Annotated in this window: 19 protein-coding genes; 11 read left to right on the top strand and 8 right to left on the bottom strand. The window is 38.7% G+C overall.

Annotation, left to right across the window (positions count from 1 at the left end):
- Nucleotides 1-19: 19 nt before the first annotated feature.
- The 9 genes from nifX (at nucleotide 20) to modA (ending at nucleotide 5,443) form a co-directional block, all read left to right on the top strand.
- A complete protein-coding gene (nifX, locus tag F6K23_RS12190) occupies nucleotides 20-439 on the top strand; it encodes a nitrogen fixation protein NifX (RefSeq protein WP_293155260.1) in 420 nt (139 codons plus the stop codon).
- A gap of 4 nt (nucleotides 440-443) precedes the next feature.
- Nucleotides 444-917 carry a NifX-associated nitrogen fixation protein gene (locus F6K23_RS12185; RefSeq protein ID WP_293060585.1) on the top strand — a complete coding sequence of 158 codons (474 nt, stop codon included), beginning with the start codon at nucleotides 444-446 and terminating at the stop codon, nucleotides 915-917.
- A 417-nt stretch (nucleotides 918-1,334) separates the two neighbouring features.
- Nucleotides 1,335-1,646: a nitrogenase-stabilizing/protective protein NifW gene (nifW, locus tag F6K23_RS12180; RefSeq protein WP_293155257.1), complete on the top strand. Its 312-nt coding sequence runs from the start codon at nucleotides 1,335-1,337 to the stop codon at nucleotides 1,644-1,646.
- Between the two features lie 12 nt (nucleotides 1,647-1,658).
- Nucleotides 1,659-2,414 carry a HesA/MoeB/ThiF family protein gene (locus F6K23_RS12175; protein WP_293155254.1) on the top strand — a complete coding sequence of 252 codons (756 nt, stop codon included), beginning with the start codon at nucleotides 1,659-1,661 and terminating at the stop codon, nucleotides 2,412-2,414.
- A 490-nt stretch (nucleotides 2,415-2,904) separates the two neighbouring features.
- On the top strand, nucleotides 2,905-3,255 hold the full coding sequence (locus F6K23_RS12170; RefSeq protein WP_293155251.1) for an iron-sulfur cluster assembly accessory protein: 351 nt from the start codon (nucleotides 2,905-2,907) through the stop codon (nucleotides 3,253-3,255).
- A 386-nt stretch (nucleotides 3,256-3,641) separates the two neighbouring features.
- Nucleotides 3,642-3,959: a 2Fe-2S iron-sulfur cluster-binding protein gene (locus tag F6K23_RS12165; protein ID WP_293155248.1), complete on the top strand. Its 318-nt coding sequence runs from the start codon at nucleotides 3,642-3,644 to the stop codon at nucleotides 3,957-3,959.
- A gap of 132 nt (nucleotides 3,960-4,091) precedes the next feature.
- The gene (locus F6K23_RS12160) at nucleotides 4,092-4,331 is read left to right on the top strand and encodes a DJ-1/PfpI family protein (RefSeq protein ID WP_293155245.1); all 240 of its coding nucleotides are present in this window, start codon (nucleotides 4,092-4,094) and stop codon (nucleotides 4,329-4,331) included.
- Nucleotides 4,332-4,376: 45 nt separating this feature from the next.
- Entirely contained in the window at nucleotides 4,377-4,550 is a 174-nt protein-coding gene (locus F6K23_RS12155) for a hypothetical protein (protein ID WP_293155242.1), read from the top strand.
- A 77-nt stretch (nucleotides 4,551-4,627) separates the two neighbouring features.
- Complete coding sequence (modA, locus tag F6K23_RS12150) at nucleotides 4,628-5,443, top strand: molybdate ABC transporter substrate-binding protein (RefSeq protein WP_293155239.1); 816 nt, start codon at nucleotides 4,628-4,630, stop codon at nucleotides 5,441-5,443.
- Nucleotides 5,444-5,701: 258 nt separating this feature from the next.
- On the opposite strand, the gene F6K23_RS12145 is transcribed toward modA, so the two are convergent.
- Nucleotides 5,702-6,010 (bottom strand): hypothetical protein, encoded by a 309-nt coding sequence (locus tag F6K23_RS12145; protein ID WP_293155236.1) that lies wholly within the window; start codon nucleotides 6,008-6,010, stop codon nucleotides 5,702-5,704.
- Nucleotides 6,011-6,756: 746 nt separating this feature from the next.
- Here F6K23_RS12145 and modB point away from each other — a divergent pair.
- On the top strand, nucleotides 6,757-8,664 hold the full coding sequence (modB, locus tag F6K23_RS12140; protein WP_293155233.1) for a molybdate ABC transporter permease subunit: 1,908 nt from the start codon (nucleotides 6,757-6,759) through the stop codon (nucleotides 8,662-8,664).
- A gap of 561 nt (nucleotides 8,665-9,225) precedes the next feature.
- Here the strand turns inward: modB and F6K23_RS12135 are convergent.
- The 3 genes from F6K23_RS12135 to F6K23_RS12125 all read right to left on the bottom strand — a co-directional run bounded on the left by F6K23_RS12135 (nucleotide 9,226) and on the right by F6K23_RS12125 (nucleotide 12,151).
- The gene (locus F6K23_RS12135) at nucleotides 9,226-10,023 is read right to left on the bottom strand and encodes a SagB/ThcOx family dehydrogenase (RefSeq protein WP_293155230.1); all 798 of its coding nucleotides are present in this window, start codon (nucleotides 10,021-10,023) and stop codon (nucleotides 9,226-9,228) included.
- An 18-nt stretch (nucleotides 10,024-10,041) separates the two neighbouring features.
- Nucleotides 10,042-11,370 (bottom strand): YcaO-like family protein, encoded by a 1,329-nt coding sequence (locus tag F6K23_RS12130; protein ID WP_293155227.1) that lies wholly within the window; start codon nucleotides 11,368-11,370, stop codon nucleotides 10,042-10,044.
- 592 nt (nucleotides 11,371-11,962) lie between these two features.
- Entirely contained in the window at nucleotides 11,963-12,151 is a 189-nt protein-coding gene (locus F6K23_RS12125) for a hypothetical protein (RefSeq protein ID WP_293155224.1), read from the bottom strand.
- A gap of 204 nt (nucleotides 12,152-12,355) precedes the next feature.
- Here F6K23_RS12125 and F6K23_RS12120 point away from each other — a divergent pair, with 204 nt between their 5' ends.
- Nucleotides 12,356-13,723 (top strand): NB-ARC domain-containing protein, encoded by a 1,368-nt coding sequence (locus tag F6K23_RS12120; protein WP_293155221.1) that lies wholly within the window; start codon nucleotides 12,356-12,358, stop codon nucleotides 13,721-13,723.
- Here the strand turns inward: F6K23_RS12120 and F6K23_RS12115 are convergent.
- The 4 genes from F6K23_RS12115 to F6K23_RS12100 form a co-directional block, all read right to left on the bottom strand.
- Nucleotides 13,720-15,198 carry an adenylate/guanylate cyclase domain-containing protein gene (locus F6K23_RS12115; protein WP_293155218.1) on the bottom strand — a complete coding sequence of 493 codons (1,479 nt, stop codon included), beginning with the start codon at nucleotides 15,196-15,198 and terminating at the stop codon, nucleotides 13,720-13,722. The two genes, F6K23_RS12120 and F6K23_RS12115, sit on opposite strands and share 4 nt — an antisense overlap.
- 124 nt (nucleotides 15,199-15,322) lie before the next feature.
- Nucleotides 15,323-17,443 carry an AAA family ATPase gene (locus F6K23_RS12110; RefSeq protein WP_293155216.1) on the bottom strand — a complete coding sequence of 707 codons (2,121 nt, stop codon included), beginning with the start codon at nucleotides 17,441-17,443 and terminating at the stop codon, nucleotides 15,323-15,325.
- A gap of 133 nt (nucleotides 17,444-17,576) precedes the next feature.
- Nucleotides 17,577-22,847, bottom strand: coding sequence for an AAA family ATPase (locus F6K23_RS12105; RefSeq protein ID WP_293155213.1), 5,271 nt, complete (start codon nucleotides 22,845-22,847; stop codon nucleotides 17,577-17,579).
- A 65-nt stretch (nucleotides 22,848-22,912) separates the two neighbouring features.
- Nucleotides 22,913-23,137 carry a hypothetical protein gene (locus tag F6K23_RS12100; RefSeq protein ID WP_293155210.1) on the bottom strand — a complete coding sequence of 75 codons (225 nt, stop codon included), beginning with the start codon at nucleotides 23,135-23,137 and terminating at the stop codon, nucleotides 22,913-22,915.
- Nucleotides 23,138-23,577 lie beyond the last annotated feature (440 nt).

Here is a 23,577-nt window from a genome sequence, read left to right as displayed (position 1 = left end):
AACCAGGAGGAAAACAACGATGAAAGTTGCATTTGCAACCAGTGATTTTATTCATATAAATGGTCACTTTGGCTCTGCCAAACAAATGGCATTGTATGAAGTTGATGATAAAGGATACGAAGCTCTAGAGCCACTTGTTTTTGGTGGTAATCTCAATCAAGATGCCCCCAAACAAGATAAACTAGAAAAACTTCATGCCAAAGTTGAAGCTTTGCTCGACTGCACAATAGTTTATGTACTAGAAATTGGTGGTCCCGCAGCAGGTCGTTTAATCAACAAAAAAGTTACCCCAATGAAATCAAAATCTCCAGAAGACAAAATTACCGATCTTCTGGACAGATTAGTAGAAACATTAAAAGGTAGCCCACCCCCCTGGCTCAGAAAAGCTTTACAAAAAACTTCCGAATCTGACTTAGAAGCTGTACTTGAAGAGGTGTAAAACTATGACTGTTCAAACAGAAACAACAACAACAACAACTGACATTTATTCTGCTCCTTTTATTAAGGAATTAATTAGAGCAGTTCAAGCTCAAGATTCTTATGGAGTATATAAGTCTTGGTCTCCTGAATTAATTATCAAGCCTTATATTGTTAGTAAGCAAGAAAAACGCCAAATTTCCACAGAAGAAGAAGTTAATCCGATGACTTTAGCTCGGATTAAGTTATTCTATAATGCAATAGCAACTTGCATTGAATTAGAAACCAATCAAATCATGCAAGTAGTTATTAGTATAAACCATGAAGGATTTGGTTGGGCACTTGTCTTTTGTGGTCGTCTTTTGGTAGTTTCTAGAACTTTACGGGATGCTCAACGTTTTGGGTTTACTTCTCTGGAAAAATTAGAAGATGAAGGAGAAAAAATGGCTCAAGCAGGGATTGAATTGGTGAAAAAATATAAGGAAGTTTGTAAACTCTAAGCAGTAATTTTTTCTGAAAATTCAGAGGGGTTAAGTTAGATATTATAGTTTGTAAATATCTAACAACCTCTCTCCCCAAAATAAGAGTTTTTTTTGCACAAAAATGTTAAAAAAAATTGAAAGTAGACGCAAAAAAAAATTTTGTGCCTATAATAAAAAATGTCAGTATTCAGCCGTCAGGCATCAGCTATCAGCTATTGCTTTTAGTTTAGGTTCAAAGCTTTATTAACTGTCTTACTATAAAAATTGCCTCCCTTACCCTTAAAGTAAGTTGTTAATTTAAACACTGTCCTTAAAGATAGAGTCTTGTTGCTGAAGTCCGCAGTTCCGACCTAGGAGGCTAGCTGACAGCTAATAGCTGAATGCTTACTAAAAAATAGAAATAGCTACTACTCAATTAATTTAGGGTTCATCATCATGAAGACATTAACAGATTTCCAAAAGCTCGTAGATGCAGAAGACTTCCTCAGCTTTTTTGACATTCCCTACGACCAAACAGCAGTAAACGTAAATCGCCTCCATATATTAAAAATGTTTTCTGGAGCAATTGCAGAAGTTGACGGAAAAACAGGACTGACAGAAACTGAAAAATTGACAGAATATAAAACAGCATTAGAGTCAGCTTATCAAACTTTCTTAACATCTAGCGCTCAAGAACAAAAGGTATTTCCAGTCTTTCAACAAGAACATAAGGATGTAGTTAAATTAACAGAAATAACTGCTGAGTAAGGAGCAATTATAGTGTTCGACCTCACACCCAAAGAATTAGAACGTTATAGTCGCCAAATGATGCTTCCAGGTTTTGGTGAGGAAGCACAACAACGACTCAAGTCAACTACAGCAGTGGTAAATGGAGTTGGTGGGTTGGGTGGCACAGTAGCACTGTATTTAGCAGTAGCAGGTGTCGGGAAGCTAATTTTAGTCCGAGGTGGGGAACTACGACTTGATGACATGAATCGTCAAATCTTGATGACAGATGATTGGGTGGGTAAGCTGCGAGTAGACAAAGCCAAGGAAACCCTAGCTGCCATTAATCCAGATGTTGAAATCGAAGCTGTACCTGAATATGTCACTGCTGAAAATGCAGACACATTAGTACAGTCAGCAGATATTGCTCTCGACTGCGCTCACAACTTTGACGAACGGAATTTACTTAATGCTGCCTGTGTACGTTGGCGCAAACCAATGGTGGAAGCTGCTATGAATAGCATGGAAGCTTACTTAACTACCATAGTTCCTGGTAAAACTCCTTGTTTGTCTTGTCTATTCCCAGAAAAACCAGAATGGGACCGACGTGGGTTTGGAGTCTTGGGTGTAGTTTCTGGAACACTAGCTTGTCTAGCAGCTTCAGAAGCAATCAAACAGATTACAGGATTTAGTAAACCCTTGTGGTCACAACTGCTGACAATGGATTTGGATGCCATGGAATTCTCTAAACTGCGCCCTTACCATGACCCGGACTGTCCAGTTTGTGGTTCTCTCAGTAAAGAGATTTAAACGCCAGTATAAATTTAAGAAATGCGGTCGGCTCGACCGTGAATGCCTGTGCATGAATGCCTGTGGATGAGTAACCGCCGACGGCCTCAGTAGAAGCAGGAAGTAAACATTAAATTGTCATGTTATGTGACACTTTGTATCAGTTTTATAGAGCAGTTAAAAGCTGACTCACAGGAAAAGGTAAAAAATTAACCACAGAAGTTATCACTGCGAACAGTTTATAGTTAAATCTTTGGTTTAGCCTATAAATAGGAAATTCTGAGAAAAGGTGATATTTATACAATATGCTTTCGCGCTGAAACTGAAACTGAAACTAAAATTTCAAAAATCAGGGTGCAATTTTTCTACTAGCTTAATCTCAGACAGTTCTGTAAAGCGCGATCGCACCGTTCCAGTAATTTCCTAAGTCCATTGCTGAAGCCAGACAACAGGCGGATGTCGCCTATCTGGGTAATTATCGGTAAGTCTAAAATTATTTTTCTTCAAAATTATGACTATAAGTTTAACAGAAAAAGCCGCTTCTCAACTTACCAAGTTCCTGAAAGACTCAAATCAAGGCATCCGCATATCTGTTGTGGATGGTGGTTGCAGTGGTTATGAGTATGCCTTAAATATTGCCAATGCTCCTAAAGAAGATGATTTGCTGCTACACAAGGACAACTTGCAGATTTTTATTGACCCAAAAAGTGCGCCTTTACTAGAAGGAGTTGTAGTTGACTACATTGAGGGTTTAACTGAAAGCGGTTTAAAGTTTATTAATCCCAACGCCACAGAAACTTGTAGTTGTGGAAAGTCTTTCCAAGCAGGAGGATGCACCCCAACAGGAGTACCTTGTAGTTAACTAGCTATCAGCTATCAGCCTATATCAGTTATCAGTTATCAGTTATCAGTTATCAGTACCTCTCCTCTGCCTGTTTGCGCAGCATGACCTAGGAAAGTATTGGGACTGAAATATTGAACTTGATTTTTTTCATCCCCTTGTAGAGCGCTAGCTCGCGGCGCAGCCAAGGGGAGGCTATTGACCTGATTTTTTGGTTAGGAAAGGCTTGGATTTAAATCCCCGACTTCTAGCTTTTCATTGAATTTAAGGAGGGGTTGCTCATCCCCTTTCCTCCGGAATGCTAGGCAAACGCACAAAGTTGACCGCTGATTGCTGAACTGCTCAACGCTTTTTAACAAAGTCTTTTGAGACGAAAGAACAACTAAAAAAAAGGAGGATCTTAATCAATGGCTACTTATAAAGTACAGCTAATCAAAGGCAAGAAAAAACAACCCCCAGAAATCGATGTTACTATCGAAGTTGATGAGGATACATATATACTTGATGCAGTAGAAGAACTTGAACCTGACCTAGATTTCCCTTCTTCTTGTCGCGCCGGGTCTTGCTCTAGTTGTGCTGCCAGGATAGTAGAAGGAAAAGTCGATCAAGAGGATCAAAACTTCTTAGATGACGAGCAGGTAGAAAAAGGTTGGGCATTATTGTGTGTTGCCAAACCAATGTCTGATTGCGTTATCAAAACTCACCAAGAAGCTTATTTGGTGTAATACTACTGGTAAATTATTTTATCTTTCGCCCTCCTGTAGTTTTTATTTAAGACTGTAGGGGGGTAATTTATATGCAGTAGGGAGCCAGGAGTCGGGAATAAAAATTATTTTCTTCCTACCTATTATAGCAATATGCGCTGGCATATTTACAAATTACAAGACGTTGCATGCAACGTCCGTACAGCAGGAAGTAAACATCAAGTTGTTACGTTATGTGACGCTTTGTATCAGTTTTATGGAGCAGTATGTACGGGTGTTCTTCTCCTAGCTAAAGCGGGAGTTATCAAAGGAAAATCTGCTACTACTCATTGGTTAGCAATGGAAGAACTGAAGTATTTGGGTTCACATCCTGTATCAGAACGGGTAGTTTAGGATGGAAAAATAGTAACTGGTGCTGGAGTCTCCTCGGGTATTGATTTGGCACTAGATTTAGTTGTTAAGATTTTCGGGAAAGAAGAAGCTCAACGAATCCAATTAGCTATAGAATATGATCCAAAACCTCCTTTTGATATGGGGAACCCTGTTAAAGCTCCTCCTCATATTGTAGAAAAGCTCCGTAAGAATAGTCGTTTTAATCGTCATCGCAATTAAGACAATACAAAAACAAAAAAATACAATTATACGATATTAATAATTTTAGAAACAATTAAAAATTGGAGTATATAGATATGAAAAAAAATCGAATTCTGGTCTTAATTTGTATGGCTATACTTTCCTGTTTATTAACAATTAGTTGTAGCCAAACTACGAATAATTCACCTTCTGATCTTAACGCCTCAACAATAAATTTAACAGTTTCAGCAGCAACTAGCCTCAAAGATGCAATGGAAGATATCAAACCTATTTATGAACAAAAAAATACCAATACTTCTTTAACTTTAAACTTATCTTCCTCCGGTTCTCTACGACAACAAATTGAACAAGGAGCGCCAGTAGATTTATTTATCTCCGCATCTCCTTCCCATATCAATATTTTGCAAGAAAAGGGTCTAATAATAGATGAAAGTCGTCGCGACCTCCTGAAAAATCAAATGGTGTTAATAGTTCCTACAGAAAATACCGCTGCAGTTAACACATTTCAAGACTTAACAAAAGACACTATTAAAAACATATCCATTGGTGAACCAGAAAGTTCGCCCGCCGGAAAATATGCCCAAGAAGTTCTAACTTCTTTAGGTATTTATGAGACTATTGAACCCAAAATAGTTTTTGCTAAAAATGTGCGCCAAGTGCTTAATTATGTAGCAACAGGAAATGTTGATGCTGGCATTGTTTATCGTACAGATACTAACGCTTCAAATGCAGTAAAAATTGTTGCTAATGCACCTGATGATTCTCATACACCAGTAGTTTATCCTATTGCAGTAATTAAAGATAATAAAAATATTGAAGCTGTTGAGCAACTAGAGGAATTTATGTTTACTCCAGAGGCAAAAGCTGTGTTTGAAAAATATGGTTTTATTACACTAAACAACAATTTATAATTGGGTTAAAATAGAAGAAGGAGTCAGGAGTCAGGAGTCAGGAGACAGAATTTAGGAGAAAATCATAGCTGCCGTGATTGATCGACGAAAAAAGTAATTGAGATGATTTGCATAGTATAAATAGGGTTTCCCAGGAGGGGAAGCAAACATAAGAATAATTAACATTAAGTATTGCCCAAGTATTGACCAAAAAATAAGGTCTAGGTCTCACTGATAACTGATAACTGATAACTGATAACTGAATTAAGCGCTACACCCCTAAAAAGAAAAAGACAACTCCTCGCCGTAATTGGGGGAGTTGCTTTGAGGAGATTCAGATGGATTTGATAACACCCATTGTTCCGCAGTATTAAGCTCCAGAACATAGTCCTGGGATTCTGGATCGTATGGTTCTCCATTAATATAATAATGCCTTAAACCTCCTCCCGATGTTCTGGAAAAACTAACCTTTTGTGGTACATTCAAAGAACCTTCCCCAGAGCTCTTAATCTCGCGATCGCTAAAGGGTTGAAGTGGAGGAAATTTAGAAGAGGTTAATCTAGCGATCGCTCGATAAAGGATAATCAAGGTAGTAGTAGCAGCAGCTATTCCAGTAACTGTTTGCGTAGCATGACCTAGGAAAGCAAAGTGAATTGAAATCTGAAATATTCTCTTTTGTTATCCCCTTAAAAGGGGAGGCGCATACCCAGAATTTTTCGGTATTGGTCAGAACTTACGCAAAGGCACTATATATGGGGTTTATATCTATTGTCAATCTGTAAGTCCTGTAATTATATCATAATTTTGAGCGTTGGTAATAAATAAATTTTTATTTAGGAACCTTGGAAGGAAAGTTCCTATTTTTTTCCCTAAAGAAATCAAATATTTCTCTATCTTGTAGTCAACAAAACAGTTTATGACAGGAAAAAAGATAGAAAATATAAAAATATAAAGTAATTATGGATAGCCACTTAGACATCTCTAGAAAAGATTCTGGGTGTTGCTGATTCTGGGTATGATGCAAACCCCCCTAGCCCCCCAATTTTGGGGGGAATAAAATTCTAAAAGTCCCCCAATGCGCGGGGGATGCGCGGGGGCGAAGGCGAGAATCAGACAATCGCGCATTCATACTTCAATTCAGCAACGCCAGATTCTGAAACCTGTATATTACCCTGATAAAATTACTATTTTTGGAGAGGTCTATTAAAGTTCTGAAACAGAATAACCTCAACTTCAGATTGTCTTTCCTAGTTCCCAACCATTATTTTATCTACCACTAAATAATTAACCTAAAACCTACAACCTAAAACCTACAACCTTCTTCAGCATTAACAATGAACTTTGACCTATCTCCTGCTTGGATTTCTCTTAAAACTGCAGCAGTTACTACAGTAATCACCTTTTTCCTCGGTATAGCAGCAGCACGTTGGATGCTCGGATATCGTGGTAAAAGCAAAGGTATAATTGACGCCATCTTAACCTCCCCTCTCGTATTACCCCCAACTGTAACAGGTTTTTTATTACTATTATTATTTGGTAGAAACGGCCCCCTTGGTCAGCTACTCTCATCAATGGGGATAACATTGATTTTCACTTGGCCTGCCACTGTAATTGCAGCTACTGTGGTCTCATTCCCCCTGATGTACAGAACATCACTAGCAGCTTTTACTCAAATTGATACCAGTCTCCTTGCTTGTGCTAGAACTTTAGGCGCTTCGGAATGGACTGTATTTTGGCGCATTTTGTTACCCTTGGCAAAACCAGGAATTATTGCCGGGACATTATTAGCTTTTGCCCGGTCGCTTGGTGAGTTTGGCGCTACTTTAATGTTGGCAGGTAGCATTCCTGGGAAAACAGAAACTATTCCCATTGCCATTTTCTTTGCTTCCGAAAGCGGGAATATGAATGAAGCGTTTGCCTGGGTGTTAGTAATTTTAGCTATATCTTTAGGAGTAATAACTGGTGTCAACTATTGGTCAGAATCTAAAATCAAAAAACGCAGGGCAAAAAAAACAGAAAAGCAAATTATAGACGTGCGTTCTGTACCCGTAGTCAAAACACAACCCTTGAGACTAAACTCCCGCACAAACTCACAAAGTCTATTAGTAGATATCCAGAAAAAATTGCCTGGGTTTCTCTTGGATGTTTGTTTCAATGCTAATAACAAACCATTGGGGTTATTAGGAGGGTCTGGTGCTGGTAAAAGTATGATTTTACGTTGCGTTGCTGGTTTGGAAACTCCCACAAGAGGACGAATTGTTTTAAATGGGCGAGTATTATTTGATTCGCAACAGAAAATTAATTTGCCTAGTCGCGATCGCCGTATTGGTTATCTATTTCAAAATTATGCTCTTTTCCCTCACATGACTGTAGCTAAAAACATTGCTTTCGGTTTGCCCAAAGGTTTGTCGTCTACAGAAATTAAACAACAAGTAGAAGCTTATCTATTGGCAGTACAGTTACCAGGATATGGCAAACGATATCCAGAAGAACTTTCGGGAGGTCAGCAACAACGGGTAGCTTTAGCACGAGCATTAGCAAGTCAACCCGATGCTTTATTGTTAGATGAAGCTTTTTCTGCATTAGATACCCACCTGCGCCATCAGATTGAAACATTGGTTATTGCCACCCTAGAAAATTATCAAGGGGTAACTTTATTAGTAACTCACAACCTAGAAGAAGCTTACCGAATTTGCCAAAATTTGTTAGTAGTCGATGACGGAATTACTCTTGCTCACGGTCTCAAACATGACATTTTTGAATATTCTACCAGTGTAAGAGTTGCTCAGTTAACTGGTTGTAAGAACTTTTCTCAAGCAGTAATAATTGACAAGCGAAAAATAGAAGCTATTGAGTGGGGATGCAGTATTGATATAATTGAACCTATTCCAGAATCTTTTTCTCACGTTGGCATTCGCGCTCACCAGATTACTTTTACTGAAGAGTCAAACAAACCGAATACTTTTCCTTGTTGGTTAGCAGCTATTAGTGAAACTCAACATCGAGTAACTTTGTACTTAAAGTTATATCAACCTGCAACAAATGCTTTTGACTACCATCTACAAGCAGAAGTATTTAAGGAAAAATGGCATCAAATTAAAAATCGTTCTTTTCCTTGGCAGGTTTGTCTTCAACCCTCGCGTTTGTTGTTACTAGAAGGTACTATAACAGAAGGAAGAAGGAAGAAGGAAGAAGGAAGAAGGTGGAAGGAAGAAGGTGGAAGAAGGAAGGTTAATTATTGATATTCTGTTGTTTTAGATATTCCATAACTCAAGATGTAGTTATCTTTATCTGTGGCGGGTTTACAGTGTTTTTCAGATGCATAAATCACATCGTCTTGAAGAAGGAGACAGGAGACAGGAGACAGGAGACAGGAGGGAAAATTACATGGGGATTCTAACCCCAAGTAATTTTGAACACCGTATAGACGGTGGGGTATTAAACCCATAAAGAAAATGATAACAAAAACCCTGTAGGGGCACCATTCGGCAGCTTTGCGTTAGCCAATGGCCATTCGCCCCTACTAAATATGGCGGTTCTGCGTAATATCATGTCCGGTTGAACAGTTATAAATAAACGACGAAGGAGTCAGGAGACAACCCACCCCTGACCCCTCCCAGGAGGGGAAGACAGGAGACAGGAGGGTAGAAAGAAGAAGAAGAAAGTTTTTTGATCACGCTCTTATCCGGACATGATATAAGTCCTGTGTTTATAATTCTATCCACACTTCCAGCCTTAAATCTCCCCATTCCCTATGTCCCCATCTCTCTCAACTATACAATAAGTATTCAACCGGATTTGATCTAAGAAGGATAACCAACTGCCAAACAGAGAGTAGGCATTTCGAGTTCCATATCCCAGTTTAAGTCAAGAGCATCGGCAACAATACGATCTATAAATCCACCTATCCAAACAACTCCTAGTTCTATTTCCGTTGCCGCCAGATCGAAACACATTGCTGCTGCACCAGCTTCCATGTGAGCGAATCGACTACCACGAGCGCCATATTTTATCCAAGTTCGAGGAAAAATAGAGGTAAGAATAATTATAGCTGATGGACAAGTAATGTCTTGCATCTGAAAAGCATCTTGAAGTGAGTTCCAGGGATTTTCAAGAGCTAAAACATCAAGTGAGTGATTGAAAGAATTATAATGATAAACACCACTTTCCAAGCCAGATACATTAATTGCAGCTATGTACCACTCAATAGGCCATCTCATACCAGCAGAGGGATATACACGCTGTTGTAAGGTGTCACCACCTGTTCGTGCTACGGAGTCCAGAATTGATGCTAGGTCCTCAAGACAGATTGGCTTCAAACTGAATCTGCGACAAGAATAACGCTCTGGTAAAATCTCGCCCAAGCTCTTTTGTGAAGACTTAATGGTTTTGCTGTTGTTAAGTGCTACTTTTGGCAGGCGATGATAAATCTTTCGATTGATTGCTGTCCAAGCTTCTGGAACTGGAGTGCTATCTTCAGCCAACCCTGATACGCTTTCAATCTGGGTTGCTTCCTCAAATATACGCGCAACAGTAATACTTTCTCCTAGTCGATCGTCTTGAGATACATTCTCAGAATATAATTTTTTTTCAAGGTTCATATCTTCTATACGATTCTATTACAAGAACGGGTGAGGGTATTGGTGAAGTTGCCCCACCGGAATCAAGGCTTCAACACCTAAGCGAGTTTCAGCATTCTCCAGTCTCTCCAATGCGAAGTCCTCCATTTCTTCTGTAAGATTTAGGGGTTGGTATTGCGGAACTACTATCTTGATGCTGTACCAACCTAGTTGTCTTATGCTGTTTGGCAATCTAGGGGTTAAGTCAACCGCATAGGGACTTCCTCCATCCTGAGTTATAGCATCGGTTAGTTCTGAGAGTGTAAGTAATTTTTCTGCTCCATCCCATGATAAAACAGGGTTTGCCTGTCTAACCCAATCAGCAAGAACTTGTGCTGCTTCAGTTCTCAGCCAATATCTAGCACGATCTCTAAGAGTATTAAGGGGTTTGGATTCCAAAGATGCTCCAGATGTGTCAAGTAACCGACGTAACCAGGAGCGCATTTGATATGCTTCTTCTACGGCTCCAAGACAAGCCATGACTAAAGAAGGTGAACACTTGGCAGCGACAGCACAAGGAGGCCCGATTCCCGTATCATCCCAAATAATAACCATACATACAGTTAGTGGTAATGAGCAAGGAATTTGATATAGCTCACATCGCAAGTGGTAGCGTTTGCTAAGAGCCAGCAATTTCATCAGCATTTGGTGAGCTTGTGTATCACCTGTAGGAACTTTAAGATGAGTTAACTTTAATTGTCGCAGCCAAGCAACTTGAAAAGCATCTCGTTCAATAACTTCACAGAGTCCAGCATATAAAGCTCCTTCTAGTGAAGAATATGCAGCAGCTCCTGTAGATATCGGCGCTCTCCAAACTGCCTCATTTTCAATAAATACATGAGGTACAAATATTAATTGTGCAGGAAGATAAGTGGTTTGCCATGACTTTAAGTCAATTCCTTGCAGCCATGCTACTTTTTCATCACGCCGATATTTTCGCTCAGATTCATCACCTATTGGAAGTTCTACTGGATCTAGCGCTTTTAGTCCAGAAGCAGTTAAATTATTCCAAGAGTTTAACTCATCAAATTCAGTAGTTAAGTTCCGGGTTGTAGCATATCGTTCAACTGACTCACCTGCCAACTTAGTCAAAGCTCTATCAAGATCGAGTGATGAACCACCAGCAACTTCACCTGTATCGCCATCTTCTGAACTAATTTCCATTTCTATTTCTGCCGTTTTGAGAGTAGCAGAAAGATGCCATATTTTAGGCTCATCATGGTAAGGAGGAAAGTTATACCAACGTATAACTAAACTCTTATCAGCTAGAGTCTTTTTGGGGTCTGGCGCTGGAGTTAAGCGTGGAATCCATGTTGGGTCAACTTTCATATCCTTCCTGATCACAATTTTGCGATTATTTTCGGCTTTGTTGCATGAAAGTAGGGTTCTTAACATCCATTCGGCAGCTTGATCGCTCTGTTTCGCGATTATTGATGTTCTATTTAGGGCTTGCTGATTAAATATAAAAGCATTGATAGATAAAGGTTTTAGCTGTTTTAGGTTGAAAAAAATTCCTGGTTTTCAGCTCTTGATGCTCAAAAAGGAGCGTATTAATGGTAAGAGTTGGGCAGAAAAATCATTCTTACAATTCTTACTTCTACCTCCTCTTAATTCCCATTTCTCCTGTCTCCTGTCTTCCCCTCCTGGGAGGGGTTAGGGGTGGGTTGTCTCCTGTCTCCTGCTCCTACTAAAAGATTTTTGAGCGCAAACCCTATTTATCTATTGTCCAATAGTTATTGCTTACCGATTAAATCTTAAAACTTTTACAGGTAAAAGTTTCAGCTTTTTATTTCAAAGATTAATGTTCTGTTTATCTATTGGACAATAGTTACAGAAGTTTCCGCGCGTTATTGTTGTACATATGCGGAGTAAGTGTGGCAGCTATATACTTTCATGCAACAAAGGCATTATTTTCCTCAACCTAACGAATCACCCTACGACGACTCGGAAGAGAAGATTTGCTTGGAGCACATCCTCCATTACCTGATGAACAAGAAGATTGACACTGTTGCTGAGTTGCAGCATTCACATCATCTCGGTTGAATGAATCACGTTTCCACCAAGCAGAATCGCCAACAGTTGAAATTGGAGACTTTTGATCGCGGTTCATAGTGTTTTCTCAAAAAATAACTTCTGAAACTATTATTGCTCAATAAAGTTTGGTCTGCCTAGTCTATAGATATACGAATTTGTCTTGACTATTTTATAAAATTTCACCCTCTTGAAACCTAAATCAGATAATAATCTCTAACAATGTACTAAAATGTATAAAACTGTGCTATAATACACAAAATTATTCTATCTCCTTAAAACTATGAATCTTCAGGAAATTTTAAATCTGGCCGATGGCATAGTTTTTGCGAATACGGGTCATCATCTTGACGATCTACAGGAAGCGGTAGTGCGAGGTACTCTCAATAGGGAAACATATCAACAAATTGCTAAAAATTTTGATTGTTCTGAAAGTAGTGCCAGAAATGCGGGGTCAGAATTATGGCAGATACTTTCACAGGAGTTAGGGGAGGAAGTTAATAAATGCAATTTGCGCTCGGCAATGGAGAGGTTTCAAATTTCCCTGTTTTCCAATGTTGTACAAGATCATGTTCAAGTTAGCACCCTTAATTTTTGTGGAGAAGCAAGACACCCACCAGATATACCCAACCGACACCCACCAAATAAAGAGAGATTCCAGCAAGATTTAAGCGAGATGCCAGACTTAGGTGCTTTTTACAATCGTACTCTCGAACTAGAAACCTTGAACCACTGGGTTATACAACAACAATACCGCCTCATTGCAATTACGGGTATTAGTGGAATTGGCAAAACTGCCTTAGTCGCACAACTTGTCAAGCAAATCAAAGATGAGTTTGAGTACGTCTTATGGTGCAGTCTAGCGTCACCCACTACCTTTTCAGAATTACAAAAGCGCTTGTTAGAATTTTTCTCACAATCAGAAACAGATAATTCACCCCAAGTTACCTCCAAAGCACTATCGCTGATTCAATATTTACAAAACCATCGCTGTTTAGTCGTCTTAGATGATATTCAAAACCTTTTTCTTTGTGGTGAACTAGCAGGAAAATACAAAACCGAACACGAAGACTATCAATCCTTTTTTAAACAAATCCAAAATTTATCCCATAAAAGTTGCTTTCTGTTAATAGGTTGGGAACCCTCCATAGAAATTCCCCCAGTACAAAGTCAAAATGGTCTGATTCGCACCTTACAACTCACCGGATTAGATATTGTCGCTGTAGGGGAAATCCTCAGAGATTACGGTTTAACAGAAATTGATAATGACTCGGCACTGATTGATTGCTATCAAGGTAATCCGTTCTGGTTAAAAAGCGTTGCTACTCAAATTCAAGAGTTGGGAGAATGGGTAAAGGATTTATTGGTACATGATACCGTATTGTTACCTGAAGACTTGAAATATACTTTACAGCAACAGTGGGAGCGGTTATCGGAAACGGAAAAACAAGTTATGTGTTTATTAGCTAAAGAAAGCAAACCCATCAACCTAGCAAAATTGCTTGAAAATGGAACCATACCACCTTCAGATTTGCCAAATGTCACGCAATCTCTATTACGACGCTGTTTGATAGAAAAGTCAGATAATCTCTACAGCTTGCCGAAGGTAATAAAGCAGTATATAAATAGGATGATAACTGCTAATCCTTAACCAATGTGAAGATGACAACGTTCTAAATACTTGTGGGTTGCCCGATCGCCCTCAGCAGATTCTAAGCATTCTTGAAATAGAGCTGCCGCTTCTATAAACAACCCCTGGTGATATAACAAAACAGCCCTTTCAAACTTCTCTTTAGTGGCGATTTTGACATCTCGTAATTCTGGTGGATCGGCAGAAAAAATTTCAAATAAACTAACCGCTTTGGCTTTTCCTTTAGCTCTAACCTTGTCAACAAATCTGAGGTCGTATGCCAAAGAATTGTTTAAATTTTGCCAAGTTTTATCAGTAATTAAAAGTGAAACTCCATAAGTTTTTGTTAACCCTTCCACTCGCGAGGAGAGATTCACTGCATCCCCGATAACAGTTCCATCCATACGCCTAAAACCGCCCACTGTACCTAAAATCAACCTGCCCGTATGCAAACCAATACCAATACGAATGGGTTTTAGATTCCTTTGCTGTCGATCTGAATTGTACGTTTTCAATTCTTGCAACATGGCGATCGCTCCCTTAAGTGCATCATCAGCAGAATCAGGAAACAAGGCCATAATGGCATCACCGATATATTTGTCGATAAAACCGCCATGTTTTTGAATTTGAGGTTCCATGTAACCGAGATACTCATTAATAAAAGCGAAGTTTTCCCCTGGTGTCATCTGTTCCGAGATAGTAGTAAAATCTCGGATGTCGGAAAACAGCACCGTCATTTCCCGTTCCACTTGCTCTCCTAATTCCACATCAACAATGCTCTTTTTCTCCAAGAAACTGAGAAACTGTTCCGGTACAAAACGCTTGCAAGCATCGTATAGTCGAGCATTTTCTAAAGAAATCGCTCCTTGGGCTGCGAGGGTGCGCAACAGTGCCATGCGCTCTTGGGTAAAAGCTCCCGCGCTCAGATTGTTTTCCAGATAGATAATGCCTTGGAGTTTACCTTGAGTGATTAAAGGAGTGCAGGCGATAGACTGACATTGGTGCTGTTGAATGTAGATATCGTCGGTAAAGTCACCTTCAGTTGAAGCGTTATTGAGAACCACGGTTTCGCGTGTGCGGGCGACATAACGGACGATCTTTTCCGAGAGCTTTTCAAAGTTATCTAGAAGCAGAGACGGCAAAACTGAAACTTTCTCTAATTCTGGTTCCTTGATGGCTTCGATGAATAAACTTTCACCCCTAGGTAAAATCAGAATTCCTCGTTGCGCTCCGGCATTTTCTACCAGAATATCCATTAAAGTTGCCAGCAAATTCTCCAAAACAATCTCGCTGGAAATAGCATTGGTGGATTTGATTACCGTGGCTAAATCTAAAACTGCACTGGCAGTAGAATCGCTGGTGGCGCGGGTATTAAAGATTGTGGAACCAGAACCTGTTGTGGTTGGGGATTGACATAATTGAGGATAGTTTGCTTCCAGGTGCTTGACTTTGGTGGTTGCCCCCCAGATAGAATAACAGTAACGAGCATCCATCATGTAAACTCGGGCTACTTTTTCCTGACCCCAGTCGAGATAAAATTTGGCAGCGAGTTCGTTAGCAAGGGCTTCTTCTTGGATGTATTCATTTTCTTTGGCTCCAGCAATCGCCAAGTTATAGAATTCAATCGCCTTGGCTTTTTCCCCTTTTTAGGTGTTGGCTAGCTCTTTGATTTTCAGGAATCAGTTGATAGGCCGCTTGCTGAATGCGGTCATGTCCAAATTTATAGTCTTGAATTAGCAGGTTTTCATCCAGTTCAGATAGGGGAATAATCAAGCCACGCTCAATTGCTATTTTTAGAAAATCAAAAGTTTCTTGGGCTGTTCTGTCCCCAACCCAGCTTAGGAGTTTTAGGTCAAATTCTGCCCCCCAACAAGCGGCTAAGGATAAAATTTCTTGCCTGTATGGGGGCAATTTTTGCAATTTCTCCACCATCAGCTCTACGACGTTATCAGTAAAACCCCTCGCTTCGATTGCTGCCATATTCCATTGCCAGCTTCTAGATTGCTGCTCGAATTGCAGCAAGTCTTCGTTATACAATGCTTGTAAAAATTCATTGACAAAAAAAGGATTTCCTCCTGTTTTTTTCCAGACTAAGCGGGCTAAATCATGGACTTGGGTGATTTGCTGGAGGGTATCGCCGATTAAAGCAGCAATTTGGTTGAGGGGTAAGGGATTTAAGGTGATCTGCGCGATCGCCTCTCCCCTATTTTGCCGAATCTTTCCCAGGGATATTGCCAAAGGATGACCACTGGAAACTTCATTATCCCGATAAGCTCCCAACAGCAAAAGATATTCTGTTTGCCCTTCGATCAATATCCGCTCCATCAGTTGCAAGGTTGCCAAATCTGCCCATTGCAAGTCGTCGAGGAATAGGGTTAAAGGATGCTCCTTGTGGCAGAAAACGTCGATAAAATTACCGAAAACAAGGTTAAAACGATTTTGCGCTTCATTACCTCCTAATACAGGAACAGGAGGTTGTTTGCCAATAATCAGTTCCACTTCGGGAATGACATCAATAATAACTTGTCCGTTATTTCCCAAAGCTTTCAATAATTTTTCTCGCCAGACTTGCAATTGAGCTTCTGTTTCCCCCAAGAGTTGCCGAATCAATCCTCCAAAAGCCGACACAATTGCTGAATAAGGAATATTCCGTTGAAATTGGTCGAATTTCCCAGAAATAAAATAACCCCGACGAGCGGTAATGGGTTTGTAAAGTTCTTGTACGAGAGACGATTTCCCGATTCCCGAATAACCTGCTACCATCATCAGTTCAACTTTCCCCGTCTCTGCTACTCGCTCAAACCCTTGCAGTAAAGTGGCAATTTCTGCTTCTCTTCCATAGAGTTTTTGCGGAATAGAGAAGCGCTCTGAAATATCTTGACTTGCTAAAGAGAAAACTTCAATATTTCCTACCGATTCTAATTTTTGCCTGCAACTTTCTAAATCTGCTTTTAATCCCCAGGAACTTTGATAGCGGTCTTCCGCATTTTTTGCCATTAATTTCATCACTATCTCTGAGATTACCCAGGGAATCGAATGGTCGATTTCTGAGGGTAAAATTGGCTCTTTGGCCAAATGACAATGAACTAATTCCAAGGCATCTTCCGCACTAAAAGGAAGTTGTTTGGTTAACAGTTCGTAAAAAGTAACTCCCAAGGAATAAAAATCAGTCCGATAATCTAAAGTGCGGTTCATTCTACCAGTTTGTTCTGGGGAAATATAACCCAGAGTACCTTCTAAAACGTTGGGATTTTTGAGAGTAGGATTTTCTCGACTCAGTTGGGTAGAAATACCAAAATCAATAATTTTTAGTTCTTTTGTTTCGGGGTTAAAAACGATATTAGCAGGGTTGATATCTTTGTGAATAATCTGTTGATCGTGAATTTCTTCTAAACTTTCAACCGTGGCGATCGCTAAAAATAAAAATTCTTCTAGACTCAGCTTTTCTCGTTCATTTAACCATTTTTTAAGGGAAATTCCGCCAAAGTCTTCTAAGACAATTACATAACTCCTTTGCCATTCAACCAAACTATAAGCTTTGATAATACCTGGATATTTTAACTGACAAGTGAGATGATATTCCTGTTTGTAACGTCTAATTTGTTCGGTGGTGGGATAGTCTCGGTTGAGAAATTTGAGGATGACAGGTTCGTTATTATCAACTCGTTGGGCACGATAAACTACGGAGTTGGCACTCTTATGAATTTCAATAAAGTCCTGGTATCCAGCAAGATTAACCATAAAAATAAGGGAGGAAAAACTTAGGCATTCTATTTATTCTAATGTAGTCAAGTCAATTCTGAAATAATCTGTTGAAAATATTAAGGCTGGGAGAAATTTCAAGGCATTATTGGTATAATAAACCACACTTTTGTTAATATTTGATACAACGTTCCAGATAAATCTGGGAAACCCGATCGCCTTGATGCTCTTCTAAGCATTCTTGAAACAAACCCGCTGCTTGTTCAAATAACTCTTGATGACATAACAATACTGCCCTTTCAAACTTATCTTTCGTCCTGATTTTCACATCCCGTAATTCTGTCGGATCTGCAGAAAAGACTTCAAATAAACCAACCGCTTTAGCTTTTCCTTTTGCTTTTACTTGACCAATAAATCGTAAATCGTATTCTAAGGGATTATTTAACCGTGCCAAAGTTTTATGAGTAATTAACAGGGAAACACCATAAGTTTTGGTTAAGCCTTCCACTCTTGAGGACAGATTCACCGCATCTCCGATCGCCGTTCCATCCATACGGCCAAACCCCCCTACAGTACCTAACATTAATACTCCTGTATGTAAACCAACACCAATACGCAGAGGTTCAAGATTCTTTTGTTGCCTTTGTAAATTATATTTTTTCAATTGGTGCAACATAGCGATCGCTCCTTGCAGTGCATCATCGGCAGAATTGGGAAACAAAGCCATAATTGCATCACCAATATATTTATCAATAAACCCACCATGAGCTTGAATTTGGGGTTCCATATAACCTAGATACTCATTAATAAAAGCAAAGTTTTCTGTTGGAGTCATTTTTTCGGAGATGGTAGTAAAATCCCGAATATCAGAGAACAATACCGTCATTTCTCGTTCCACTTGATCGCCGAGTTTCACATCCACAATACTGTTTTTGTTTAAAAAGCTGAGAAACTGAGCCGGAACAAAACGCTCATAAGCCTGGTTTAATTTAGTTATATTGTTATACAGTTGGGCATTTTCTAATGAAATTGCTGCTTGAGTAGCAATAGTTCGTAACAGTGCCATGCGCTCTTTAGTAAAAGCTCCAATAGTCAGGTTATTTTCTAGATAAATAATACCTTTGAGTTTACCTTGATTAATTAAAGGAGTGCAGGCGATGGACTGACATTGATATTGTTGAATGTAGGGATCGTCAGTAAAATTCCCTTGACAACTAGCATTGTTCAAAACAATGGTCTTACGAGTACGAGCAACATAATACACAATTTTTGATGCCACCATTTGAAATTCAGACAGGGGAATAGACTGCAATCGCGAAACTGTCTGTGAGTCTTCTTCCTTCGTTGCTTCAATAAATAAAGCTTCCCCATGAGGCAAAATTAATATTCCACGTTGCGCTCCTGCATTTTCAATGAGAAGATCCATTAAAGTTGCCAGCAATTTTTCCAAAACAATCTCACTAGAAATGGCAGTCGTAGATTTAATCACTGTAGCTAAATCTAAAAATTCACTATCATTAGAACTGCTTGTACCCTGAAACCATGTTATCTGAGAAGTTTTATTCTGGGATTTTTGACACAATTGAGGATGTTTTTTTTCCAAGTGCTTGACTTTTGCTATTGCTCCCCATTGACTATAGCAGTAATGTGCTTCCATCATGTACATGGAAGCAATTTTTTCCTGCTCCCAGTCAAGATAAAATTTGGCTGCTAGTTCATTTGCCAGAGCTTCTTCTTGAATATATTCGTTAGTCTTAGCTCCTGATATCGCCTTGTCATATAGCTCAATTGCTTCTGCTTTTTTTCCTAAGATTCGGAATTTTTCGGCCTCTACTAAATCAACTTTATGTTGGTAATTCATTGGAGCATACTTTGCCCATTTCTGTTGCAGTTCCCTTTGATTTTCTGTCACTCGTTCCATCACCTCTGACATCTCATTTTTGGCTTTCCTCAAACTTGCTAAAGCAATCAAAGAATCATAAAAATAAAACACTGGTTGAGTTACAAGTCCTGGAACAGTAAGCACATACCCCTTAATTTCTTCTAAATAGTTTTGAATAGATTCAATTTCCTCAAACAGATAACACAGCATCATCTTATATAAGTAAGATAATCCTAACCCCATAGAGTCATTAGCAGACACCATTTGCGAGATAAATTCGGCTTCTTTCTCCGTATTTCCAGATAAAATAGTTGGATATTTAGCAATTCCAAGTAAATTTAATGTTGACTGCCAACAACTGCGACACCAATTAGCTGCTACCAATTGATTCAATTTTACTAACCCATCAAAATAAGTATGAGCTAACTTTTCCAAGACAGCTAAAGGTTGACCAGACCAAAAAGATTGTAAACAAGAGCCATGAGCATCGTAGCCAGCATATTCCAACATTCCTACTTCTAAACCTATTCCATAACCTTCTTGCAAGGGAAAGACCGTTTCTTTGATGTGAGACTTACGATGTAGGATAAAGAACATCACAGAATTTATTACTAATGGCCTTAACCGTTTTAAATCTAGTCTTGAGACTACCTGCAGTGCTAGTTGACCAAACTTTACGCCAACATCGACATCTTGCAAGAGATGACAAGCAACAATACCATAGAAAGAATAAGCATAGGCGGAAGCCTCAGTATTTCCATATTGAATAGATAGTTTGACTGACAAAGAAGCCAATAATGAACATAACGGAGATCCAGAAATGTAGGTAGATGCGATCATGCTATTGGCAATTTCCACAATAGCAATTTTTTCTCTATCTTTCATCATTGGCAAATCGACCAAATCTTCTATTTCTCTATCACCAACTAATAGGTAAATTTCGGAAACTGCCTCTTTAATATAATCCTGTGTGGGTTTTTCGGGAAAAGTAACACCTAATTGCTGCAAAAATCGTTGGGCAGTGGCAGTTGCTTCTGCTAGTTGATTTTGGGTGCTATATGCTTGTATTCTAATTCGGTAAACATTCATTTGTTCTGGTAAAGAACGGGTATTGGTCGTTACTATCTCAATCAACTGTTCCATCACTTCAAAATCACTACACAGAAAAGCCAATTCCACTGCTAATTCATAGAGTTCCAAAGTCATATCATATTGTTGCGACCAAGCATTTTCTCCCAACAAGGCTAACCCAATATTGGCATATTCACGACCTGCTTGATAAGCATTGGCATCTTTAGCTTTGCGACAGGCAAGTAAGTTGAGTTGTGCTAATTCATCTCGCTCAGTTTGTTGGGTAATTAAAGCTTTTCCATAGTTTAGATGATTGACGAGTTCAAAAATCCGTTCTTCTCTGGTTTCTCTTGACATCTTTCGTAACAGCAGTTGTCCTATCTGATAATGAGTCTGGTTTTTCTCCTCATCAGGAATTAGAGCATAGGCAGCTTGCTGAATGCGGTCGTGACTGAATTTAAAAAATTGAATCAGAAGATTTTCATCCAATTCAGACTGGGGTAAAATTAAGTTGCGGTCGAGACAAATTTTTAACAACTGAAAAGTTTCTTGGGCAGATTTTTTTCCTGCCCAAGTGATAGTTTTTAAGTCAAAGTCTGCTCCTAAACAAGCAGCAATAGATAAGAATTCTTGGCTTGATTTGGGTAATTGTTGCAGCTTAATTACCATCAATTCCACAACATTATCTGTAAATACCCTTGCATTTATCACTTCTATATTCCATTGCCAAACCCTTAATTTATGATTAAAGTTTAACAATTTTTCGCTATGTAATGCCTGTAAAAATTCATTAACAAAGAAAGGATTTCCTCCTGTTTTTCCCATAACTAACCAGGCTAAATCGCAGATTTTTTCTGCATTCTGCTTCAAGGTATCGGCGATTAGACAAGCAATTTGAGATATAGGTAATTTTTTTAACTTAATTTTATTAACTCCTGCCTTGTTTTGCTTCAGCTTTTTGAGAGAAATAGCTAAGGGATGGCTGGCCAAAACTTCATTATCGCGATAAGCTCCTAAGAGTAAAAGATATTTGGTTTTTCCTTCTACTAATAGCCGTTCAATCAATGTCAAAGTTGCTAAGTCTGCCCATTGTAAGTCATCGATAAATAGAGTTAATGGATGTTCATAATCACAGAAACAACTAATAAAATCACCAAGGACGAGGTTGAAACGATTTTGCGCTTCAGTTGCTCCTAATATGGTAACGGGAGATTGTTTACCGATAATTAATTCTACTTCGGGAATGACATCAATGATTATTTGTCCATTATTTCCTAACGCCTGCAATAATTTTTCTCGCCAGACCTGCAACCTATCTCTGCTTTCCCCCAATAATTGCCCAATTAATCCGCGAAAAGCTGCTACAATTGCTGAATAAGGAATGTTACGTTGCAATTGGTCAAATTTCCCAGATATAAAATAACCCCGACGGGCAGTAATGGGTTTATATAGTTCTTGAACGAGGGATGATTTGCCAATACCGGAATAACCTGCCACCATAATTAATTTTACTTTTCCTGTTTCGGCAACTCTCTCAAAAGCTGTCAGTAAAGTTGCAATTTCTTTTTCCCTTCCGTAGAGTTTTTGGGGAATTTGAAAACGTTCGGAAATATCCTTTTCTCCTAGTGGAAAAAAAGAAATATTTCTTGTTTCTTTTAGTTGGCGACTACATTCTTCTAAATCTGCTTTTAACCCATCAGCACTTTGATAGCGGTCTTCGGCATTTTTGGCCATTAATTTCATCACAATATCTGCAATAATTTGGGGTATTTCTATCTTGTTAAGTTTTTCTTTACTAATAATTGCAGGTGGATTTTTGGCAAGATGACAATGTATTAATTCTAAAGCATCGGTACCTTCAAAAGGCAGTTTTCCCGAAAGCATTTCATAAAATGTTACCCCCAGAGAATAAAAATCTGTGCGATAATCTAACCCTCTATTCATTCTACCTGTTTGTTCTGGGGAAATATAACCTAGAGTGCCTTCTAAAACGTTAGGGTTTTTTAGGGTAGGATTTTCCCTACTTAGTTTAGTAGAAATGCCAAAGTCGATGATTTTTAGTTCTTTAGTTTCGGGATTAAAAACGATATTAGTGGGATTAATATCTTTGTGAATAATATGTAGCTTATGTATTTCTCCCAAACTCTCGGTTATGGTGATCGCCAGAAATAAAAATTCTTCTAGGGAAAGATCTTGATGCCCTTCGAGCCATTGTTTGAGGGAAATTCCGCCAAAGTCTTCCAAAGCGATCGCATAACTTCTTTGATATTCTTCCAAGCTATATGCTTTAATAATACTTGAAGAATCTAACTGGCAAGTAAGGTAATATTCTTGTTTGTAACGTCTAATTTGCTCGGTGGTGGGATATTTTTGGTTGAGGAATTTGAGGATGACTGATTGGTTATTGTCAAGTTTTTGAGCGCGATACACTTGAGAGTTTGTACCCTCATAGATTTGAATCAAATCTGCATATCCAGCAAGAACTACCATAATAAAGTGGGAAAAAAATCAAGTACTTTATTCATTTTATCTCAGTATTGTTATATCATGTCCGCTTACTTAGTAATAGAAAACTTTATTCTTTTTTCCTGCTGTACGTCTTTAACCCAAATTATGATGGTGGAAACGTTCAAGATAACTACAGACAACCCGATCGCAGTTCCGTCCATGGGTCCAAATCTGCCTACAGTTCCTAAAATCAACCTAACCGTATGTAAACCAATACCAATACGAATGGGTAATAGATTCTTTTGTTGTAGCTCTGAATTGTATATTTTCAACTGCTCCAGCATAGCGATCGCTCATTGAACCGCATCGTCAGCAGAATTGGGAAACAGAGCCATAATAGCATCTTTTCTGGAGATGTCTAATATAAATAACTTTTAAAAATTAGTATCTTAATCGTCTGAAATTAATAAATATTTTGAGCTTTGTTGAGTATTTTTTCATTACACTCAAATCGATTAATTTTTTGTAATATTAGCTACAAAAAATTTAAAATAAATCTCTAATAATCACAGATGCTTTCATAGATTTTTTGTTCCCACTAAATCTAACTTAATAGGGGGTGTATCACAAAAAAAAGCTTTAAAAAATTCTCTCTGAGCTTCTAAATACCTCTTTAAAGGAACTTTAGTATCCACAAGAACTGCATTAAATATTTATATTTGTATTAAATATTTTTAACAATCAGCAATAAAGATTTACCCAAATATCGATA

The organism is Okeania sp. SIO2C9, from assembly GCF_010672455.1.
Taxonomy (GTDB): domain Bacteria; phylum Cyanobacteriota; class Cyanobacteriia; order Cyanobacteriales; family Microcoleaceae; genus Okeania.
Note: the sequence above shows the minus strand (reverse complement) of the source record. Positions and strands in the feature narration are given on the sequence as shown.